This window comes from Nesterenkonia massiliensis (assembly GCF_000455245.1).
Classification (GTDB): Bacteria; Actinomycetota; Actinomycetes; order Actinomycetales; family Micrococcaceae; genus Nesterenkonia; species Nesterenkonia rhizosphaerae.
Genome location: NZ_HG005166.1, coordinates 381,218 through 399,853, shown reverse-complemented (window position 1 = coordinate 399,853; position 18,636 = coordinate 381,218). Strand labels below are relative to the sequence as shown.

Genomic DNA, 18,636 nt, shown 5'->3' with positions numbered 1-18,636 from the left:
GACGTGGTGACGGCGGGACCTGGCAGATGTGTGGTCTGCCAGATCCCGCCGTCATCGCTTCGCCAGGGGATTGATGGTGATCAACCCCGGCGCTGCCTGCCGTGAGGATCAGTCAGTGACTGATCACTCGGCGGCGCGCTGCCACTGGTCGGCGTTCCAGGTGATGCCGGTCTGTGCTGCAGTTGAGCGCACGTTGTAGATCTCGGCGTCAGAGGCGAAGATGCCCGGGTGGACGAAGAGCGGGATGCTCATCAGGTCGTCCCAGAGGATCTTCTCGATCTGCTGGATCAGCGGGATGCGATCCTCTTCTTCCATGGTGACAACCAGCTCGTCCCAGAGAGCGTCGAGCTCTTCGTTGTTCCAGCTGGCGTCGTTCTGGCCACCTGCGGAGTGGTAGAGGTTACGGCCAGAAGCGATCTGACCCGAACCTGCCCAGGCGAAGAGAGCAATATCCCAGTCACCGGAGGGGATGACCTCAGCGAAGAAGGCCTCGTGTCCGCCGTCTTCGATGTTGAAGCCAGCCTGGCCACACTGCTCGGCGATCAGCTGCACCTGGTCGGTACGGCGCGGGTTAGGTGCCTGGTAGCCGATGGAGACGTCGACTGAGTCCAGTCCGGCTTCCTCGAGCAGCTCAGCTGCGCGCTCCAGGTCCTGCTCGTCGTAACGACCGTCGTAGGACTCAGAGGTGATCTCGTCGTAAGTGGGCTGGTAGTTGAAGACCTCGCGGGCGTTCAGCAGCTCAGCCTCGGGGTAGATCGGCTTGATCAGGTTGTCCACGATCAGCTGACGCGGCACGCACAGTGCGAAGGCTTCACGCACCAGCGGGTCGTTGAACACCGAGTTCTCGCTGTGGTTGAGGTCCAGGTGCTCCCAGGTAGCCAGCTCCTGTTCGTGGATGACGATGTCGCGGTTCATGCCGTTGAGCAGGTCCAGGGTGTCAACGGTGGGCTGGGGGGCGATGACATCAAGGTCACCGTTTTCCAGAGCCTGCGGCATAGCGCCGTCACCGATGAAGTGGAAGGTGATGCGCTCGGTACCGGCCGGGGTGCCCCAGTAGTCGGGGTTGGCGACCAGGGAGATGTACTCACCGGTGGAGAAGGAGTCAATCAGGTACTTGCCGGAGGAGGGGATCAGCTCCGAATCAGGCAGCTCACCGCCCTGAACGTGCCAGCCGGTGTTCCAGAACTCAGCGGCGTCCACCAGTGCGGAACCGTCCTTGTCATAGAAGGCCTGCACCAGCTCGTCAACGCTCAGACCACCCTGCTCGGCCACAATATGTGCCGGCTGGGGTGCGGGAACAACCAGCTGCCAGTCGACGTAGACGTAGTGGTCAGAGTACTCAACGGTGAAGGTCTTGCCGTCCAGCTCTCCCTCGGGACCGTTGGGCACGTACTCGCCGAAGCTCTTGGAGGTGGAGTCAAACAGGTGCGGCGGCTCTGCGTCCTCGGACTCGTCCTCAGGATCGAAATCCGGGTTCTCCAGGCCCGGAGCCTGTACGCCCCAGGCTAGGACGAAGTCTGCCACGGTGATCGGGGTGCCATCGGACCACACGGCGTCGTCGCTGATAGTGTATTCAACAACCTGCGGAGTGGACTCTTCAGTGTTGATGACCAGTTCGCCGGTCTCTTCATCCAGCAGGGGGTCGCCGTTCTCGTCCTCTTCGTAGACGACCTCACCTTCCTCGATCACCTCGTAGGAGCCGAACTCCTCGTTCTGGTTGATGGTCAGGTCAGAGCCGAAGTACCAGAAGCCGGAGCCCAGCTGTTCCACAATGGCGGAGTTGGTGGTGTTATTGGCGGTACGTGCCAGACCGTTGTAGGAGACGAAGTTCACGTCCGCCACGGAGACGTTGATCTCATCAGCGGCAGTCTCGAAGTCAGCGCCCAGATCAGCCAGTGCTCCGGAGTCGGGCTCAACGGTGTACTGCTGACCCTCCTGGGTGTAGTCACCGCCGCCAGCTGCGCCGCCGTTGTCGGTGGTCTCGGTGGTATCCGGCTCTGCAGCATTGTCCTCACCCGGGGTGCAGCCCGAGAGGACGAGTGCGCCGGAGGCCAAAATGGCCGTCGCGGCAGAGAGTTTCCGTAGTTTCACTTCTTGCTCCTCATGCGATAGGTGCGAATGAGACTGGTGATGTACGCAACACCAAATCAAGGTGGCACCACATTACGTCGGCAATCAGCGCGCAGAACACCCCTTTTGGGCACGTAACGCAACCGTTACAAGGGGTCAAGACGAGGTCACAGTGTGGACTAAGTCTCATTTGAGGAAAGTCAAGTTGCAGCGAGCAACCTTCTTGAAACACATCTGGTCAGAGAGCTGCAGTGGGTGTGACGAGCGCAACTTCCGTGAAAATACGCGGTAAGTAACCCCCAGGTAACAGTCAGCTAAACGTCAGGCTGCGCCTAGCTCCAGTGGGATTTTCGGCGGCGTGCGAAACATGCCCGTAACCAAAAATGGGCGGCGAGTGAACACTCGCCGAACATTCCGCATTGCAAAATAAGTCAGAATGTTACGCTCGTGTTCACTCGCCGCCCGGTGAAGCAGCGTCCGTATGCAGAACTCAGCTCATTCTGCTGCGACGTCCTCGTTCTGGGCCGCATAGTGGCAAGCTGCCAGCTGGGTAATGCCCGGCCGGACCATCAGCTCAGGGACTTCCTCGGCACAACGATCAGTTGCTTTCCAGCATCGTGTGCGGAACCGGCAGCCCGACGGCGGGTTCGCCGGACTCGGCGGGTCCCCCTTGAGCACGATCTGCTGACGGTGGCCCCGCTGGGTGGGGTCAGGCACCGGTACTGCCGAGAGCAGCGCCTGGGTATAGGGGTGTGCCGGTGCGGAGTAGATCTCCTCATCGTGACCCAGCTCAGCAAGCTTGCCCAGGTACATCACACCGACCCGGTCAGAAATGTGCCGGACGACAGAAAGATCGTGGGCGATGAAGATGTAGCTGAGCCCCATCTCCTTCTGCAGGTCCTCCAGCAGGTTCATCACCTGCGCCTGGACCGAAACATCCAGCGCGGAGACCGGCTCATCGCAGATGATGACATCCGGGTTCAGCGCCAAGCCTCGCGCAATGCCGATTCGCTGACGCTGGCCGCCGGAGAACTGGTGCGGATACCGGTTGATATGGTCCGGGTTCAACCCCACTAGGTCCAGCAGCTCTTTGACCCGGTTGCGGATGCCCTGAGCGGGCCTGGCATCCTTATGGAGTTTGAAGGGTTCCCCGATGATGTCACCTACCGACATTCGCGGGTTCAGCGAGGTGTAGGGGTCCTGGAAAATGATCTGGATCTTCCGGCGAAGTCGGCGCAGCTCCTCGCCCTTGACCGAGAGGAAGTCCTGGCCCTTGAAGGCCACCGAACCGGAGTCCGGGTCCTCAAGACGCATCAGAAGCTTAGCCAGAGTGGACTTGCCCGAACCGGACTCGCCCACAATACCCAGGGTCTCCCCCTTCCGAAGCTGGAAGCTCACGCCGTCGACCGCCTGAACAGCGCCGACCTTCTTCTGAAAGACGACGCCCTGAGTCAGCGGGTAGTGCTTCACCAGGTCTTTGACGTCAAGGACAACCTCCGCATCGGCAAAGGGGTCGACGACGCCGGTGGTGTGCGACTGGGGATTCAGGCTCATGCTCGGGCCTCCTCTGTACCCTCGGCACTCATCGCATAGATTTTCTCTGCGTAATGGCAGGCGGAGCGATGTCCGGGCACGATCTCACGCAGAGCTGGCCGCTCCGCAGTACACAGTTCGGTCGCGAATTCGCAGCGTGGGCTGAACGGGCAGCCCGCTGGCATATCCGTCAGCGGCGGCGGCAGACCAGGGATGGCGCGCAGCCGCTCACCGGCTCCGTCGATACGCGGAATCGATTCCAGCAGCCCCTTGGTGTAGGGGTTGGCGGTCCGGGCGTAGATCTCAAAGACATCGGCGGACTCCATCACCCGACCGGCGTACATCACCGCGATCTTATCGGCCACATCCGCCACCACACCCAGGTCGTGGGTGATCAGGATCAGGCCCATATTGTGCTCGGCCTGCAGGTCCTTCAGCAGGCCCATCACCTGCGCCTGCACTGTGACGTCCAGCGCCGTGGTGGGCTCATCGGCAATGAGCACATCCGGATCCAGAGCGATAGCCATCGCGATCATGATGCGCTGCCGCATGCCGCCGGAGAACTGATGAGGGAAGTCCCATACGCGCTTCTCCGCGGCGGGGATCCCCACCTTCTGCATCAGCTCAACAGCTTTAGCGCGGGCTTCCTTGCGCTTGAAACCGCGGTGCACGCGGAACATCTCAGCAATCTGCCACCCCACCGGCAGCACCGGGTTCAAGCTGGAAAGGGCGTCCTGGAAGATCATCGAGATATTCATCCCGCGCAGCTTCCGGCGCTTCTCCTCCCCCATGGTCAGCAGGTCTTCACCGCGGTAGAGAATCTGTCCACCGGTGATATGCCCCGGTGGCATGTCCAGGATGCCCATAATGGTCTGAGCGGTCACTGATTTGCCGGATCCGGACTCACCGAGGATGGCCAGCGTCTCGCCAGCATGGAGCGTGAAGTTCATGCCGTTGATGGCCTGGGCCACTCCGGTCTTGGAACGGAACTCCACCTCTAGGTTGCGAACCTCCAATAGTGGAGTGCCCGACGTCGTCGTTGTCTCAGTCACTACAGTGACCCCTTACTTCTTCTTGGACTTCGGGTCGAGAGCATCGCGCACCGCATCGCCAAGGGTCATAAAGGCGAAGACCGTCAGCGAGACGAACAGCAGCGGGAACACCAGCAGATGCGGGAACGAAGTCAGATAAGGCTTGGCATCCGAGAGCTGCAAGCCCCAGGAAATGGCCGGCAGCTGAAGCCCCACACCGAGATAGGTCAGGGTTGCTTCAGCGCCGATGATGATGCCGATGAACACGGTGGCGTACCCGATCACCGGACCCAACGAGTTCGGCAGAATATGCCGGCGCATGATGGTGACATGTCCGGCACCCAGCGCTCGAGCCGCGGTGACGTACTCTGTGCTGGCCGCTGAGATCACTGATCCGCGCATCAAGCGGGTCATCGTCGGCCAGGTGAAGATGATCAGCACCATGGCCACCTCCCGTACTCCGCGGGTGGGGATCACGTTGAGGAAGACCAGCGCACCCAGGATGTAGGGCACAGCGAAGACCATGTCGGTGAAGCGGGAGATCACAGCGTCAACCCATTTCCCGAAGTAACCGGCCACAAGCCCCAGGATCAATGAGATGACCAGCACTCCGAGGCTGACGATGAAGCCCACCGCAATGGAGTTCCGGGCTCCGTAGATCACCCGGGTGTAGTAGTCACAGCCCTGGATATCAGTGCCGAACCAGTGTTCGGCAGATGGGGTCTGGCGGTTGCGCTCCAGGAAGCAGGCGCGCGGATCCTCGCTGGTGAACAGCTGCGGGAAGATTGCCATGGCCAGCATCACCAGCAGGATCGCTGCAGAGATGATGAACCAGGGGTTCTTCCGCAGGGAGCGCCAGGCGTCAGCCAACAGGCTTGCCTCGGCGGTTTTCTTCTGCCCCTCGCCGGCCTCAGTGGCCGCAGTGGAAACCGGGGTGGTTCGTGCCTCAGGGTTTGGATTACTCATAGCGGATCCTTGGGTCGAGCAGGCCGTAGAGCAGGTCAACCAGCAGGTTGATCACCACGAAGAAGATCACCATCAAAGTGACGATGCCGACGACGACGGTACCTTCCTGGCCACTGATGGAGCGGTATACCTGCTCGCCGAGTCCCGGCAGGTTGAAAATCGACTCCACCACGATCGAACCGCCGAGCATGCTGGCCAGGTCGGCACCAATGAAGGTCACCACCGGGATCATGGCGTTGCGCAGGCCGTGGCGGCCGATGACGCGGGTGCGCTTGAGCCCCTTGGCAGTGGCGGTGCGCACATAGTCGGACTGCATGGCATCTACGAGTTCGCCGCGCAGCAGGCGGGCGATGATGCCGGTGGACACCGACGCCAGGGTGAAAGCCGGCAGCAGGTAGCTGACGAGGCCTTCGCGGTTACCTGCGATCGGGAACCAGCCCAGGTTGAGGCCGAACACCAGCTGCAGCAGGAAGCCGATGGCAATAATCGGCAGAGCAACCATCATCACGGTGCTGACCTGCACCAGACGATCGATGAACCGGTCCTTATAGATGGTGCACAGGATGCCGGCGATCACACCGAAAACGGCCTGGATTGCCGTAGCCACCAGCGCGAGCGTGACCGTCACCGGCAGCCGCTGCTGGATGATGTCCAGCACGGGACGGCCCTGGAAAGTAGTGCCGAAGTCAGCTGCGGTGAAGACGCCCCATATGTACTTGAAGTACTGAATGAAGAAGGGGTCGTCGAGGTTGTACTGCTGTCTGAGCTGTTCGCGCACGGCATCGCTCATCGGACGGTCGCCGGCCAACGCGCGGATCGGGTCGCCTGGAATGGCGAACACCAGCGCGTAGACGATCAGCGTGGAGATGAGGATGACCGGTATGAACTGCAGCAGACGCCGGATGATGTATCGAGTCATGGTGTCCTTGGATGGGGCCGGTCAGTGCGTCCTTGGGACGCCTGGCATCGTCGGGCCCCCATGTGATGGAGGCGACAGTGCCGGGCTCCATGATAGAGACTCAGGACAGAATTGCAGAATTGAACAAATGGCGGGCACCAAAAAGCGCGGCCTGCACGCTATGGTGCCGACCGCGCTTTTTGGTGTCGGAGGGGATTAGTCCTCGGTGACCACAATCTGCTCAAGGCGCAGGAATGTGCCCTGGTCCATCAGCAGCGAACCGTTGTCGATCCGGTCGCTGTGGACGGTGGTGTAGTTGGAGAACCACATCGGCAGAACAGGCATCTCGTTCAGCAAGATCTCTTCAGCCTGCTGGTAGAGCTCGATGGAAGTCTCCGGATCTGCAGCGTTGGCTTCCTCGATCAGAGCATCGAACTCCTCATTGGAGAAACCGGTGTAGTTCGAAGACTGGCCCGTGGTGTAGATGGGCTCCATCGCGTACTGAGCACTGGGGTAGGACAGGGTCCAACCCAGGCGGAAGGGACCGGTAATTTCCTCATTGTCGTGGAGCTCGAGGTACTGAGCGAACTCCAGGGACTCGAACTTGACCTCTTCGATGCCGAGGTTCTGACGCCACTGGTTAGCAACGGCTTCCACCCACTGATCGTGGCCGGCACCGGAGTTGAACCACACGGTCAGCTCGGAGGGGCCGCCGGCAGCCTCGTACAGGTCGGCTGCTTCTTCAGGGTTGTACTCGCACCATTCGCAGATGCCGTCCTGAGCCTCAGGAAGCATCGGCGGAATGATGTTAGTAGCCGGAGTCTGGGCGCCGTCGAAAATGGCGTCAATAACGGCCTGGCGATCAATAGCCATGGACAGCGCGTGGCGCACGTCTTCGTCCTGGAAATCCTCCTGGTACAGCGGCAGGCCCAGGTAGGTGAAGGATCCGGTGTCGAAGGTGGCGGAGTTCTCACCGAAGTCTGCCTCGATCTGAGTCAGACGGTTCGGAGGAGTCTGGTCCAGGATGTCCAGGTTTCCGGCCTGAACGTCCATGTAGGCAGTGTCGATATCGGAGTAGATGCGCCACTCGATACGCTCGGGAAGACCAGGGTTCTCGCCGGGGAAGTCCTCCCAGCGATCGGCAGCAATCTGCACGTCATGCTCCCAGGAACCGTCGATCTGGTACCGACCATTGCCGATGGGGGCCTGCTCGAAGGCTTCGATGTCCTCGAAGGCTTCAGAGGGCATCGGGTAGAAAGCAGTGTAGGTGAGCATCTGGGGGAACGGAGCGAAAGGCTCCGCCAACTCGATTTCCAGCGTGTACTCATCAACCGCGCGCAGACCCTCGAGCTCGTCGGTCTCTTCGTTGATAACCGCGTCGTAGCCGACGACGTTGTCGAAGAAGTTGGCGCTCTGCTGGGTGTTCTCCGGGTTGACCACCCAGTTGAAAGTGTCGACGAAAGTCTGTGCGGTGATTTCCTCACCGTTCTGGAAGGCCCAGTCCTCGCCGAGGGTGAAGGTCCAGGTCTGGCTGTCCTCGGTGTCCCAGGACTCTGCGACGCCGGGGATGACCTCGTAAGTGTCGTAGTCGAGCTCAACGAGACCAGTAAAGAGCTGCTGAAGGACCTTGGATCCGCAGACTTCGGTCGAGTTACCGGGCACCAGGTGCTGGGGCTCGCAGTTGTAGACCGAGATGGTACCGCCGCCAGCCACGGCAGCTGACTCGCCCTCAGCGGTGCCGGCGTCGCCGCCGTTATCACCATTGCCGCCGCAAGCGGTCAGAACCAGAGCGGAGGCAGCCAGTACCACTCCCGCGCGGGTGAAGTTCTTACTAATGGACAAAATGTCTCCTCAAGAGAATGCGAGAGACAGGCATATGGTGGGCCTGCCTATTCCTTCGCGGCGCATGTGTTGCATACGTCACTTAAAGGGGGAGCCTATCAAGCTCTCACACCGCACGCTCACTCGCAGCCCAGCTGTCTCAGAGGTTTTACACAACCGTTACCGGCGCCAGACCTCATCCGGGTCGGCGGTCCGGCCCCGGGTAAGCCGTAGAGCCTGGGCCGAAGCGACCACTTCTTCATACTTCGCGTGGCGCTTCTCCAGGCCCTTTGTTTCTCGGGGAGCAAGCATGATGGTGCGCTCAGCGTCGATGCCGGTCTGCAGCTGGCGGCTGCGCTCGAGTTCGGCGTCGAACTCTGCACCTAGCAGCAGCACCATATTCATGATGTAGATCCAGAACAGGAAGATGATGACGCCTGCCAGGGCACCGTAGGTGGCGTTGTAGTTGGCAAAGTTCATCACGTAGATCGCTACGCCCACGGTGGTCAGGATCATCACCACGATAGCCAGCACTGCACCGGCGGAGACCCAGGAAGCGCCGGGCTGGCGAATATTCGGAGTGAAGTAGTACAGCAGAGCGATGCCTCCGGCCGCCAGGAACAGCAGCACTACCGGGCTTGCCCAGTTCCATACGGTGACGGCGGTTTCGCCCAAGCCCACAGTGGCCCCAATGGCTTCAGCAAGCGGTCCTGAGACCACCAGGAGAACACCGGCAATGGCGACCAGAACAATCAGTGCCACTGTGACACCGTAGAGCAGAGGGCGAAGCTTGAAGACGCTGCGGCCCTCCTCCACCTCGAAGATGCGGTTCATCGCCCGGGAGAAGGCATTGACGTAGTTGGAGGCGGTCCAGATGGCGATCAGAATACCCAGAGCCAGGGCGATCCCAGCGCCCTGGGCCTCAGTGATGCTGCCCATCACCAGCTCAACGGTCTCCATGACTTGGTTGTCTTCGCCGCCGGTCATCTCGGTCAGGGTGTCCATCACGAACTGCTGAGTCCGCTCGGCCTCCCCCACCAGCGACAGCAGCGAGACCAAAGCAACCAACGCCGGAAAGACCGAGAGCACTGCGTAATAGGTCAGTGCCGCAGCTAAGTCAGTGCACTGGTCCCTGCTGAATTCAGTGAGCGTGCGTTTGACGCTGTAGCGCCACGACGCTTTGGTGAGCTTCGGTGGGGACTCGGGCTTATCCTCGTCGCGTTCGCCGCGGTGGCTCTCCACGTACTCTTCGCGCTGACGTGCCTTCACCAAGAACGGCTGGTCAGCAGCGGCGGAGACCGTACCGGGACGGGATGCGTCCTGATAGGTGGCCCTCTCATCGAAGACGCCCATGGCGTCGTCGTCGCGTTCGCGGACAGTGTGCGGCTTCAGACCCTCGTCGCTCATATCACCCAAGTATCAGGATGATCTCTGGATGCTCCCTGAACACCGGCGCTCTCCATCCGATCAGAGAGACAAAACTTCAAGAATCTGTCGGAACCCAGCTCCCATCTGGCAGGAGTTCCTAGAGTTTCGTGACGTTATTTCTGGTGGCCAGATTCGAACTGATCCCGGCGCGTCTTCATCAGATCATCGGTATGGGTGATTGCCGCAGGCACCGAGTTATTCAGGTAACCGGAGCGGGCAATGGCCATGGAACCCACTGCCGATGTCAGCAGCTGGGCGATGACCGCGATCAGTGCCTTCACCAGATTCAGCCAGGAGAAGTCCATCAGCAGCACACCCACCACAATGCTGGCTACTCCCAGCCCCGCGGAGGTGCCGACGGCGGAGGCGCGCAGGTAAAGGTCCGGGAGGCGGAACAGTCCGATACCGGCAACAATGATGGTCACAATGCCTAAGAAAATCAGGAGCAGTCCGGCACCGTGCAGCAGTGTCAATGCACTCATCAGCGTCGGCCTCCTGATCCCAGACGGGCCATAGAGATCGCTGCCATGAAGCCCAGCAGCGTTGCGATAAGAATGATGTCGAAAAGCGCTTCGATATTGGTGCGCAGCCCGATCAGCGCGATGAACCCGATGATCGCGAAGAAGATCAGGTCAGCGGCCACAGCCCGGTCAGTCACCTTCGGCCCGAGGTATGCCCGCACTGCTGCCAGGAGCATGCCGACGGCCAGCAGCACCAGCGCCACTTCAAGTGTGATCTCAGAGATCATCGGACCTCACCGCCCTGCTGATCCGACTCAGTCGGCTCAACCACCGGCGCCTGCACCGGCCGGCTCAAGTCCCCGGGCACCCGCCGCATAGCGCGCAGCATGCGGTCCTCCATCTCCTGGATCTCAGCCACCAGATCTTCGCGGCTGTCCACGAACATCCCGTGCACGTAGAGGATCCGGTGCTCCCGAGAGATGCTCAGCGTCAAGGTGCCGGGGGTCAGCGTGATCAGCGTGGAGATCATGGTCCACTCAGCGTCATTCTTTGATGCTGCTGGCACCGCGATAATCGCCGGATTCATCTTCTGGGACTTCTTCGGCCGCAGCACATCCAGGGTCACTCGCAGATTCGCCAGGATGAACTCTTTGGCGTACCAGAGCATGAAGCTGATCACCCGCCAGGGCCATGAGCCGATGCCGGCGTCGTCGTATTTATGGCTCATGCGTTGCTCACCGCCTCCACGTAGCCGTCGGGGTTCAGCAGGTTCTCAGCGGCGGTCTCCGAGAGCGTCATCAGCAGCTCCGCACCCAGACCGAAGAACAATGTGATGGCTGCCAGCAGCATGCCTGGGATGATGAGCTTCATAGGGACCTTCACCGCCCGCTCACCGGCAAGCACAGCGCTCATGGTGGCAGTCGGCGGGCCGATAGTCAGTGTGGGGCTCTCCGCCTGGGCCTGGACCCGAAGGTAGCGCTTGCCGTGCATGCGCTCCTGATAGGCTAGCGCGCGCTCCTCCAGGTCCTTAGGTGCAGAGCCCATAAACACGCCGGTCCAGATCTTCAGCATGGAGAGCAGCGTGAACACCGAGACCAGCACCGCGACTGCAGCAACCCAGTAGTGGGACTGCTCCAGGGTGGCCTGAATGATGCTGAACTTCGCCACGAATCCGGAGAATGGCGGCAGGCCGGCCAGCGAGAGAGCCGCCACCATAAAGGTCACAGCGATCAGCGGCTCGCGTTTGAGCATCCCGCCCAGCTTGTCGATCTCACCAGTGCCGTAGGTCTCCTCGATAGCGCCGGTGGAGAGGAAGAGGCTGGCTTTCACAATCATGTGGTGCAGCAGGTAGAAGATGCCTGCAGTGAGCCCCAGTCCGGTGAAGAGCCCAACACCGATGAGGATGTAGCCGATCTGGCTGATCATGTGGAAAACCAGGATTGAGCGAGTGGTCTTTTCACCGATTGCCCCCAGCACACCGATGAGCATGGTCAGTGAGGTCACCAGCAGCGCGACCCACAGGAACTTCTCATCGCCGTCGAAGAGCAGTGAGTAGATGCGGTAGATGGCGTAGATCGCCACCTTGGTGTGGATACCGGAGAACAGGGTGGTCACTGCCGGTGAGGTCATCGGATAAGTACGGGTCAGCCAGCCATGGACCGGCACCACTGCAGCCTTGATGCTGATGGCGGTCAGGACGACGCCGCCTGCCACAGCCACCGCCGGATCCTCCACAGCTGCTCCGCGCAGCTCAGCAAGGTTGACGGTGCCCGCGGTGGCGTAAACCAGCGCGATACCGATCAGCAGCAGGGTGGAGGCCAGCAGGTTGACCGAGACATAGATGCGTGCGCCGTGAGCGCCCAGCTTCGCGCCCATCATGGCCAGCAGGCCGTAGCTGGGCAGCAGCATCACTTCGATGAAAACGAAGAGGTTGAAGATATCGCCGGTCATCAGCGCGCCGGCCACTCCGGCCATCAGCACCAGCACAAACGGATGGTAGAAGCGTGCCCGGGCCTCGTGGGTGGCCATAGCAAAGAGCACACTGGCAATACCCAGAATGCTGATGATCATCAGCACCAGGGAACTCAACGCATCCACCACAAAGGGAATGGAGATGCCGTAGTCCCACATACCCACCTGGTGAGCCAGGACGGTGCCGTCATGGGTGACCACGACCAGCAGGATGGAGAAGGCCAGTAGCCCGGCCAGCGTGCCTAAGCTGATGACGTGGCGAATGCGCTTGTTCTTGCGCACTGCCGCTCCAATGGCGCCCATCAACAGCGGCACGCCAACCAGCAGCGGCAGCAGCGGCGGGAGGATCTCGGTGAGGCTCACTTCTCCTCCTCCTTCGGCATGCGCTCTGCGTGCTCGAGGTTAGGCTGGCCCACGCCAGTCTCATCCTTGTAGGTCTCTACTGCGATCTCACCGGAGGCAGTGTCCAAGTCGCTGAAGGCGGCGTCGTCGGTATCTGCTGTGCTGCCCGGAGCCAGCACTTTAGCCGGGGACTCTTCTTCATCCTCGGTGTCATCATCCCGGGTGGTGGTGATAGCCAGGGTCACCATGAACATGGTGATGGAGAAGGCGATGACGATCGCGGTGAGCACAAAGGCCTGCGGCAGCGGATCCGCCTGCTCGCCCACTTCTCCTGAACCGATATACGGCACATCTCGGAAAGCCGTGTTGCCGGCGGCGAAGAGCATCAGGTTGGCAGCATGGCTGGCCAGCACAAAGCCCAGCACGATGCGCACCATGCCGCGCTGCATGAACAGATAGACGGCGGCGGCGGTCAGCAGGCCTACGGCAATAGCGATGCTCATGAGCCGCTCACTCCCTTACGGCGCAGCGGCCGCAGATACTTACGTTCCTCAGCCTGCGCTTGCAGCGGCAAGTCTCCGGGGTCAGCGCCGGCGTGCATCTCGATCTCAGAGATCTCACCGGTCTGCTGGCCCTGAGCCTTCATATGCGCCTTCAAGAGTTCAGCTGGATAGCGCTGGGCCTGACCCAAACGGTCCAGTGCCACCAGCACCGCGCCGATGACGGCCAGGTAGATGCCGATATCGAAGATCAGCGCTGTGGTCAGGGAGAATCCTGACTCGGAGCCCCATGGCAGCGGTAGGCCTTCGAAGATGACGATCGGCCGCAGATAGGAGCCCTCGATGAAACCGGTGAAGCCGATGGCTGCACCGGTGATGATGCCGCCGACGATCACCAGCGCGTAGTCGAAGCGCAGCTTCACCGCAGAATCACTGGGTGCCACCAGGTAGCGCAGGGCGAAGAAACCACCTGCCACCAGCGCGGCGATGAATCCACCGCCGGAGTCATAGTGGCCGCGCAGCAGCAGCACCAGCGAGAGGATCACGATGAAAGGCGCCATCCAATTGAATACGGTGCGCATGGCCACCGTGTTATCTGCTGCGTGATCCAACGGGGTGCCCACCCACAGGCGGGACTCAGCCGGTTCATTATCTGAGGTGGAGAATGCCGAGTTCAGCACTGCCAGGATGGCGAAGCCGGCCACACCAAGCACGGTGAGCTCACCGAAGGTATCCAGGGCACGGAAGTCCACCAGGATCGAGTTGACCACGTTGATGGCCCCGGAGGCATCGTAGGTGTTCTGCAAATACCATTCAGCTGCAGGTGACTGGCCGCGGCGTCCAGTCAGCGCGAAGGTGGCCACAAAGGCCATGACACCGAAGATGATGGCGACGACGGCCGAGACTGCGGTGCGGGTCCGCGAGACGGCGTGGAACTTCCGCGGCAGCTTGCGCATCACCAGAACCAGCACCACCACGGTGAGGATCTCGACCAGCAGCTGGGTCATGCCGACATCCACGGCACCGAGGGCGAAATACCAGGCGCCGACGACGAAGCCTGCGCCGCCTGTAAGAACCACGGCCGCGGTACGCGAGGTGCTGATGACAGTGCCCAGCAGGAAGACCGTCAGCAGCGAGATCAGCACCCAGTCAATGGGCTGGGTGTGGCCTTCGCTGAAGCTGCCGACCTCGCCCACATGCAGCACACCGGCAAGGAAAAGACCCGCCAGGAAGATGCCTGGAGCGGTGAGGTGGAGGCCATGCATATCCGTGCGGGTCAGATCGCCCACGCGGCGGCCGAAGTTAATGGAGCCGGTCCGAATGTTCTCAGCGATCTGCACACCGGTGAACGGCAGGATGGTGCGCGGAATCAGGCTGTCCAGTCGGGTCCGGCTGAAGACGGCCACCAGCCCTACACCCATGACCACCACCGAGAGCATCAGATCAACGCTGATCCCGCCCCACAGGTAGAAGTGGGCCTCGTAGCTGTCGCGGTGAGCGGCGGTAGTTGCCTGGCTGATCAGACCGTCGAAGATGAAAGGCACGAAGCCCAGCAGCGCACCTGCCACCGCCGGCAGCAGCGCCGGAAGGTAGAAGCTGAAAGGAGCCTCGTGGGCGCCGTCGGCAGCCATGGGTTCCAGTACTTCATCACGCTTGCCGGCACCGGTATAGGAGGTGAAGGCACCCAGGACTATCCGACCGCAGTAGGCGAAGGTGCCCACTGCTGCCAGTACCGCCAGCAGCGTGATGGTCCAGGTCAGCCCGGGGCCAAATGTGCCGTCCTCTGCGGAGAGGAAACCCTTGAGCAGATTCTCTTTGGAGACGAAGCCGAAAAGCGGGGGCACACCGGCCATCGAGAGGGAGGCGATCAAGGTGATGACGAAGGAGACCGGCATGGTCTTGCGCAGACCGTTGAGCACTCGGATATCGCGGGAATGCGCCTCATGTTCAATGATGCCGACCATCATGAACAGCGAGGACTTGAACAGTGCGTGGGCGATGACGTGAATGATGGCCGCGGCGATGGCCGTCGGCGTTCCGACGCCGATGATTGCGACGAGGAAGCCCAGCTGCGAGACCGTGGAGTAAGCCATGATCTCTTTGATGTCATGGCGCTGACACGCAAAGAGCGCACCGATGAGTGCGGTGATCAGGCCACCAACGATCAGGGTGACCTGCCAGACTGCGACACCTTCAAAGACCGGTGAGAAGCGCAGCAGCAGGTAAATGCCAGCCTTGACCATGGCTGCAGCGTGCAGATATGCGGAGACCGGGGCCGGTGCCACCATGGCATCGGGCAGCCACAGGTGGAAGGGGAACTGCGCGGATTTGGTGAATGCAGCGAAGGCGATCAGCAGCGCGACCACGGCGGTGAAGGTGGCGTCTTCGCCCCACACCTGATGGGTCAGCGCCTCCGAGATCCGTGTAGTGCCGGTCTTGACGATGATCCACAGCACGGCGGTGAGCAGGCCGAGGCCGCCGGCCATAGTGATCAGCAGCGTGCGCTGGGCGGGGGCGGGCGCTTTATCACCGGAGCGGTTGATCAGGAAGAACGAACAGAGAGTAGTGAACTCCCAGAAGACGAAGAGCAGGATGAGGTCGTCGGCCAGCACCATGCCGGACATGGCGAAGACGAACATCAGCATCCACAGGTAGTAGTCCCCCGTCTTCTTCTTAGGGGAAAAGTACCGGGCGCTATAGGCCATCACCAGTGCGCCGATAAACAGCACCAGCAGCAAGAAGACCATTGCCAGGCCGTCCAGCCGCAGCGAGATTCCCACATTCAGGCTGGGTATCCAGGGCAAGTGGGCGGTGGGGGTCTCACCCTCTAGGAGGCCGGGGATCCACGGCAGAGTCGCGGCACCCAGGGCCGTCAGCGCCGCGGCGGCAAACCATCCTGTATTGCGTCCGGCGAGCCTGTGCACTGCCACTGCAGCGGGCACCAGCACCAGCGTAAGAAAAAGGAGGACCATCAGCGTCATAGGAGGTCCTCCTTGTTATGGCGGTCGGGCAGGCGCACGGGATGGCCAGGATTTATCCTGCCCATCCTATTTTGCCGACCAGTCTTCCCGGCGCACCGGGTATCGACTATATCCAGACTTCTTCAGGCTCAGCAAGATGTGACTGTGGGCCTCAGCGGGATTCCTCCACCACACCGCAGGCGGCCCGGTCCCCGGAATCACCGGTGATCCGGGACTCCTGGTCCGGTCCGTATGGAGCGTAGCGAGCCGGGACATTTCCATGGTGATCAGCTGCAGAGTGCACGATCACCGCCGTCCCTTCCTCCTGCAGGAGGAGTTCTGGGCTCAGGCGGTCGGTGACCACTGCGAGGTACCCGGTGCGATCAGCGTTGATCAGCAGGTTCGGCAGATCTCCGGCATGATCAGGGTGATCGATGCTCTGCTGGCCCTCGGTGTCTGCGCCCCCATATCCGGGGACATCTCCTTCAGGAGTATGCCAGTCCGTGGGGCTCTCCAGCTCGTCTTCGCCCTCAACTACTCCCTGTTCCTGGGTAGGAGCACCTGGCAGGTGGGCTCCAGCGGAGTAGAAATCGCCGATATAGCCCCAGTCATTGGCAGACTGCGGCTCGCATAATCCGGTCTCGTGAATCGTGAAGCCACGGAATCCTGCAGTCATATCCTGCACATGTGCTTCGACGCGGACACCCGCATCGACTTCTGAGAACGTCACGGTGCCTACGCTGTTGCCCACCGGATCGGCAAGGTCGGCGGTGGCGAACTGTTCTCCGTCTCCTGCAGGTGCGCCTGCATCAGGGTCCTGCTGATCATCGGTCTGCCCGGGGGCTCCGGTTTCGGTCGCCGTGGCCTCCTCGTCACCCTGAGGCCCGCGGGCGCCGTCGTCGTTTCCTCCGCCACCACAGGCGGAGAGCAGCAGGGCCAGAGCGGCGGTTCCGGCCAGCAGGGAACGGGTTCGGCCGGGGGTGACAGAACGGGTGTTAGTACGAAGATCAGACGAACTCATGATGCCCAACTGTAGCGCTGTCAGCTGTGGACGTGAGTCTCTTGGTCTGCAATGCTTCGGGTCTCCAGCTGGAAGGTGGAGTGTTCGACGGCGATATCAAAATGCTCGGCCACACATGCGCGCAGCTCAGCGAGCTTCTGCGGGGCGCAGCCGGCGGTGAAACAGGCCTCATCCACCACCACATGCGCCGAAAGAACCGGCAGACCGGTGGCGATCATGGAGGCGTGCAGATCGTGGACCTCCTCCACATGCTCTAACGCGAGCATGTGCCGTCGGACTTCTTCGAGGTCAAGTCCTGCCGGGGTGAAGTCCAGCAGCACTCGGGAGGTTTCCTGCAGTAGTCGGGCAGCGCGGGGAATGATCAAGCAGGCGATCAATAGCGCGGCCACCGCATCTGCCTGAGCCCAGCCGGTGGTCCACAGCACGACGGCGGCGATGATGACACCCAGCGACCCCAAGGCATCGGCAGCCACTTCGAGGAAGGCTGCACGCATGTTGAAGTTCTCACGCCGCCCACGGGCTAGTACTGCCAGCGATGCGATGTTGCCGGCCAGCCCGATTGCGCCGAAGATCAACAGCAGCTCAGGAGCGATATCCGGACTGTGGCCAGAGCCGAAGAGTCCGAGCCGTTGGACGCCTTCGATGAGCGCATAGATGCCGATGCCGAGCAGCAGTGCTGCCTGCAGAAATCCGGCGAGAATCTCCACCCGCCGCCAGCCCCAGGTGCGCGTGGTGGTGGCGGCGCGGAACATCAAGGAAGCGGCGGTCAGGGCGACTAACAGACCGATACTGTCGGTGAGCGAGTGCACAGCATCAGTCAGCAGCGCCAGGGAGCCAGTGAGCCACGCGCCGAGAAACTGGGCCAGCACAATACCGATGGTGATGCCGCAGGCAATGGCCAGCCGTGCGCGACCCGCACCGGCCTGACCAGGCCCATGGTGATCATGTGTGTGGCTGTGCCCGAATCCCATGTGTTCACAATAAGTGCAGTTATTGAGAATCCCTAAGGTGCGAGCCGTAGTCAGAAGCGTTCTCATCGCGATACAGTCGCAGAATGGTTGCGCAACGAAACTATTCAGTGAAGAACGCTCATATTGTCCCCGTCAGCGGAACCCCATTCGATGGCACGCTAGTGGTCACCGACGGGCAGATTTCCGCGCTCGGAGCCGACATCGAATCCCCCGAGGGGTACGAGATTATCGATGCCCAAGGAGCGTGGCTGCTCCCAGGCCTGATTGATGCGCACGTTCACCTGGGGGTGCATGAACAGGGTGAAGGCTGGGAAGGTGCCGACTTCAACGAAACCACTGAAGCTGTCACCGCCGCAGTGCGCGCCATCGACGCCATCAATCCCCATGAAATCGGTTTCGACGACGCCGTGGCCAGTGGGGTGACCACGGTCAACGTCAATCCCGGCTCAGCCAATCCCATCGGCGGGCTGACCGTCGCGGTGAAGACCCACGGCGGGGTGGTCGATGACATGGTGGTCCGCTCCCCTTCCGGCCTGAAAGCTGCCCTAGGAGAGAACCCCAAACGCTTCCACGGGGACCAGAAACGCACCCCGTCTACCCGGCTGGGCACCGCCTACACCCTCCGGAAGGCCTTCACCGAAGCCAAGCATTGGATGGCGAAGG

At 61.4% G+C, this 18,636-nt stretch carries 15 protein-coding genes and 1 pseudogene; 1 reads left to right on the top strand and 15 read right to left on the bottom strand.

Annotation, left to right across the window (positions count from 1 at the left end; all coding sequences use genetic code 11):
* Window positions 1-123: 123 nt before the first annotated feature.
* The 15 genes from TX78_RS04965 to TX78_RS04895 all read right to left on the bottom strand — a co-directional run bounded on the left by TX78_RS04965 (window position 124) and on the right by TX78_RS04895 (window position 17,973).
* On the bottom strand, window positions 124-2,091 hold the full coding sequence (locus TX78_RS04965) for an ABC transporter substrate-binding protein (RefSeq protein ID WP_044494166.1): 1,968 nt from the start codon (window positions 2,089-2,091) through the stop codon (window positions 124-126).
* A gap of 474 nt (window positions 2,092-2,565) precedes the next feature.
* Entirely contained in the window at window positions 2,566-3,624 is a 1,059-nt protein-coding gene (locus tag TX78_RS04960; RefSeq protein WP_044494163.1) for an ABC transporter ATP-binding protein, read from the bottom strand.
* The gene (locus TX78_RS04955) at window positions 3,621-4,655 is read right to left on the bottom strand and encodes an ABC transporter ATP-binding protein (protein ID WP_044494161.1); all 1,035 of its coding nucleotides are present in this window, start codon (window positions 4,653-4,655) and stop codon (window positions 3,621-3,623) included. The genes TX78_RS04960 and TX78_RS04955 overlap by 4 nt, the downstream gene beginning before the upstream one ends.
* 12 nt (window positions 4,656-4,667) lie before the next feature.
* Complete coding sequence (locus tag TX78_RS04950; protein WP_044494160.1) at window positions 4,668-5,600, bottom strand: ABC transporter permease; 933 nt, start codon at window positions 5,598-5,600, stop codon at window positions 4,668-4,670.
* On the bottom strand, window positions 5,593-6,519 hold the full coding sequence (locus TX78_RS04945; RefSeq protein ID WP_044494158.1) for an ABC transporter permease: 927 nt from the start codon (window positions 6,517-6,519) through the stop codon (window positions 5,593-5,595). Before TX78_RS04945 ends, TX78_RS04950 begins: the two co-directional genes overlap by 8 nt.
* Before the next feature lie 195 nt (window positions 6,520-6,714).
* Window positions 6,715-8,340 (bottom strand): peptide ABC transporter substrate-binding protein, encoded by a 1,626-nt coding sequence (locus TX78_RS04940; protein WP_158644300.1) that lies wholly within the window; start codon window positions 8,338-8,340, stop codon window positions 6,715-6,717.
* A gap of 159 nt (window positions 8,341-8,499) precedes the next feature.
* The gene (locus TX78_RS04935; RefSeq protein ID WP_233722168.1) at window positions 8,500-9,726 is read right to left on the bottom strand and encodes a YihY/virulence factor BrkB family protein; all 1,227 of its coding nucleotides are present in this window, start codon (window positions 9,724-9,726) and stop codon (window positions 8,500-8,502) included.
* A 134-nt stretch (window positions 9,727-9,860) separates the two neighbouring features.
* Window positions 9,861-10,229 (bottom strand): cation:proton antiporter, encoded by a 369-nt coding sequence (locus TX78_RS04930; RefSeq protein WP_044494156.1) that lies wholly within the window; start codon window positions 10,227-10,229, stop codon window positions 9,861-9,863.
* Window positions 10,229-10,495: a monovalent cation/H+ antiporter complex subunit F gene (locus TX78_RS04925; protein WP_044494155.1), complete on the bottom strand. Its 267-nt coding sequence runs from the start codon at window positions 10,493-10,495 to the stop codon at window positions 10,229-10,231. The genes TX78_RS04930 and TX78_RS04925 overlap by 1 nt, the downstream gene beginning before the upstream one ends.
* Complete coding sequence (locus TX78_RS04920) at window positions 10,492-10,935, bottom strand: Na+/H+ antiporter subunit E (RefSeq protein ID WP_049897477.1); 444 nt, start codon at window positions 10,933-10,935, stop codon at window positions 10,492-10,494. Before TX78_RS04920 ends, TX78_RS04925 begins: the two co-directional genes overlap by 4 nt.
* The gene (locus TX78_RS04915; protein ID WP_233722167.1) at window positions 10,932-12,542 is read right to left on the bottom strand and encodes a monovalent cation/H+ antiporter subunit D family protein; all 1,611 of its coding nucleotides are present in this window, start codon (window positions 12,540-12,542) and stop codon (window positions 10,932-10,934) included. The genes TX78_RS04920 and TX78_RS04915 overlap by 4 nt, the downstream gene beginning before the upstream one ends.
* On the bottom strand, window positions 12,539-13,024 hold the full coding sequence (locus tag TX78_RS12945) for a sodium:proton antiporter (RefSeq protein WP_069956240.1): 486 nt from the start codon (window positions 13,022-13,024) through the stop codon (window positions 12,539-12,541). The genes TX78_RS04915 and TX78_RS12945 overlap by 4 nt, the downstream gene beginning before the upstream one ends.
* On the bottom strand, window positions 13,021-16,002 hold the full coding sequence (locus tag TX78_RS04905; RefSeq protein ID WP_044494153.1) for a DUF4040 family protein: 2,982 nt from the start codon (window positions 16,000-16,002) through the stop codon (window positions 13,021-13,023). The genes TX78_RS12945 and TX78_RS04905 overlap by 4 nt, the downstream gene beginning before the upstream one ends.
* 151 nt (window positions 16,003-16,153) lie before the next feature.
* Entirely contained in the window at window positions 16,154-17,002 is an 849-nt protein-coding gene (locus TX78_RS04900; protein WP_147640422.1) for a superoxide dismutase family protein, read from the bottom strand.
* Window positions 17,003-17,022: 20 nt separating this feature from the next.
* Entirely contained in the window at window positions 17,023-17,973 is a 951-nt protein-coding gene (locus TX78_RS04895) for a cation diffusion facilitator family transporter (RefSeq protein ID WP_044494150.1), read from the bottom strand.
* Between the two features lie 83 nt (window positions 17,974-18,056).
* Here TX78_RS04895 and TX78_RS14195 point away from each other — a divergent pair.
* Window positions 18,057-18,636, top strand: a pseudogene (locus tag TX78_RS14195) (amidohydrolase); the annotation flags it as partial.